The 2,626-nt window shown below is 39.7% G+C and carries 5 protein-coding genes; all 5 read right to left on the reverse strand.

Going from position 1 to position 2,626, the window contains the following annotated elements; all coding sequences use genetic code 11:
- A partial coding sequence (locus tag J5224_RS24745; RefSeq protein ID WP_264627868.1) for a hypothetical protein occupies nucleotides 1-303 on the reverse strand: 303 nt, incomplete at its 3' end.
- A 48-nt stretch (nucleotides 304-351) separates the two neighbouring features.
- The gene (locus J5224_RS24750; RefSeq protein WP_264627869.1) at nucleotides 352-531 is read right to left on the reverse strand and encodes a hypothetical protein; all 180 of its coding nucleotides are present in this window, start codon (nucleotides 529-531) and stop codon (nucleotides 352-354) included.
- 65 nt (nucleotides 532-596) lie between these two features.
- A complete protein-coding gene (locus tag J5224_RS24755) occupies nucleotides 597-1,457 on the reverse strand; it encodes a PIN domain-containing protein (protein WP_264627870.1) in 861 nt (286 codons plus the stop codon).
- 530 nt (nucleotides 1,458-1,987) lie between these two features.
- Nucleotides 1,988-2,158 carry a YfbU family protein gene (locus tag J5224_RS35855; RefSeq protein WP_413544720.1) on the reverse strand — a complete coding sequence of 57 codons (171 nt, stop codon included), beginning with the start codon at nucleotides 2,156-2,158 and terminating at the stop codon, nucleotides 1,988-1,990.
- Nucleotides 2,143-2,526, reverse strand: coding sequence for a YfbU family protein (locus J5224_RS24760; RefSeq protein WP_264627871.1), 384 nt, complete (start codon nucleotides 2,524-2,526; stop codon nucleotides 2,143-2,145). The genes J5224_RS35855 and J5224_RS24760 overlap by 16 nt, the downstream gene beginning before the upstream one ends.
- Nucleotides 2,527-2,626 lie beyond the last annotated feature (100 nt).

Below are 2,626 nucleotides of genomic sequence, written 5' to 3' on the forward strand. Positions count from 1 at the left end.
GTCCATAAGTCGCTGACTTAGCAGTTTGGTCGTTGCATCCTTTTGCATGTCTAACCAACTTTCATACTTTGTGTTTTTTACGATGAAGCGTTCCCACTCCTCATCCGGTATCGCTTTGAAATCCTCCATAGACTCTACTTTGAAACCAGATTTTTCAAACAAATCTTCAATTGAAGTAAACGAGGAACATTCTTTCAGGAACGTCGGGTTGAATAACTCAGGAAAAGTTAGCTGCGTTGTACTTCCAATCCCTTCAAGGTTTCGTGTTAATCTATTAATTTTATTGCTGAAATTATTAGTCATGTAGTAAATCCTATATAAATATGAGCTAAAAAACGGCCATGACAGACTTCAATCGTAATCTGGTTGATATTCCATTTCTAACTCACCAAAATCGATCAAGTCCGGTTTTTCTATTACCTCCACTTCTTCCACAATCAAATTCTCAATCGGACCTGTTAACTCCCCTGAGATAGTAATCAATATTGCAGAGGTAAAAGTTTCCACAACCCTTTTAGTAACTGATCCCATGAAAACATGGTCTTTATCGATAGAATCATAAACTGATAGAGAGAAATCACCATCTATATATACAGTTATAATGCTTCGAGAACCACCCTGTTTTCGTCCTTATCGATCACACTAAAACGATTGTCTGAGAACTCAAAATGTTTAAAGCCACCAGAACTTCCACCAGGTTCCCAATACAAATAAGAATTAGCCTCTTGGTAGGGTGCAAAGTTTGATAATGCTGAATTTAACTCCTCGGCAATATCATCGATAAATTTTTGAGCAACACCTTCATTTAATGCCCTTTCCAAATTATCAGTCAGTGCATAAGGAGCGGTTTCCTCATTAAAATACGCTAACGCTTTAGCCAAATCGGTTTCGTAATGAATAAATTTAGAATGTTCACAAAAACGTGCCCAATCCTCATCCCTCGCAACTGCAAGAACATTTTCTTGATTTTGCTCAGCCCACGACTGAACCGCCATCAGTATAATGGCGTCTGGAAATTCACTTTTTTTCTTTCCCGTTTCAGCAAAAGGAGGTTTAGATGTGAAGTAGCTTCGCAGTAACTCAGGAACAGATACATACTCACCGGTCTCCAACATCAGTGCTGCGGTTGCTTTCGCAAACTTATCTATCCTACTTTTACCTAATCCTTCGATCTCCTTACCTTCTATTAAACTCTTCCTTGCGCAATTAAGTTCACTACCTTCGAAGAATAAATGGTCACTAGCTTCATCAAGAGCCTTTTCTAATGAAACTTTTGAAGCCTTAATTTTGACATCAAGATGCTTCCTTACTTCGCTGTAAATAACATCAGGCAATAATAATTTGGTTTCTACACGACTGAACTGCGTTAACTTGCCAAGTAACCCTTTCTCCATGCGCAGCCCATACTGCTCATAAACTGAAGTATCTATAAGAATCGCGGTATACTTTTCAGCCATCGCCCTTCTCCTTTAATAGAGAGAAAAATAAAAATACATTATAAATCAGCAACTAATCTAGCACACTTACAATCATCATCCAGTGTTAGTAGTGAACCTATCACCTTCCACGATAATAACGCACTCACAGAAAACACATTTTATTATTATTTATCAATACTTTAAAGAAAAGACCAACTCATTGATAGATGTTTAAAACTGAAAATAAATGAAATTCCTTTCAATCTTTTCAGTTTGAGACCTTCACCAAAACCCCTGCGGCGGCGTGGGCTGGCGTATCGGTTTGTAGAAAAAAAAAACTGAAAAATTTTCCTGATCAGAAAACCGCAGGCGGGTGCGGTGTAGCGCGGATTTTGTCATGTGAGCGTTTATTTTGTGTATGCGCTGGCTGCGCCTGCGGGACGTGGTGAGGCGATCCGAATGATGGACATGGCATTAGGTGATTGATGGAGATAACAGATTGTGGCCGGTTTGGTGGCGCTGTATTGCGGGTACAAAAAACCCGCTCTCGGCGGGCGGGTTATACATAATCAAGCGTTGAGTATTGATACCATTTCGTCAATGGTTAAACATCTCCCAAACAGCCTATTTCTTATAGGTTCGAACACTGCATACATTCGACTATAGCGCTGTACCAATGGGCAGTGGGAGTTTAGATCCCTGCCCTGGAATCTGGTGAAACTGTCTAGGTGATTGACCATGAAAAGAGCCGTACTCCAATAACGGGACTCGTTGTTTCCATCAAAACCTTTAAAAACAGGTAACCCTGCAAATCCAGCATTCTTTCAACTAGCTCTGCTTGATCTGCAGCAGAAAGGCTACCCGCTGACTCTTCCAAAAAATCCCACATATCTAGATAGTTAACGACTTCATCAACTTCATGAGGCTGGTCTTCTTCATCAAACGCGATACCTTGATACTTCCATGATAAGGCCCATGTATGATTTTTTTGGATGGCAGATTTGACAAAATTACCATCGATTTCATTATGACCGTCATTCATACCCAACTTTTCATAGATTTCGCTGAGCATAGTAAGAATTAATTTTTCTGAATTTGTAAGCTTCATGGCATTCCCTTATGGTTTGTAGGAAATTATAAAATAGACCAACTCAAGGAAAAATAAATAGAACCTAGCCAATAACCGGGCTGTACCTGGCTTGCAACGC

This window comes from Candidatus Symbiopectobacterium sp. NZEC135 (assembly GCF_025962695.1).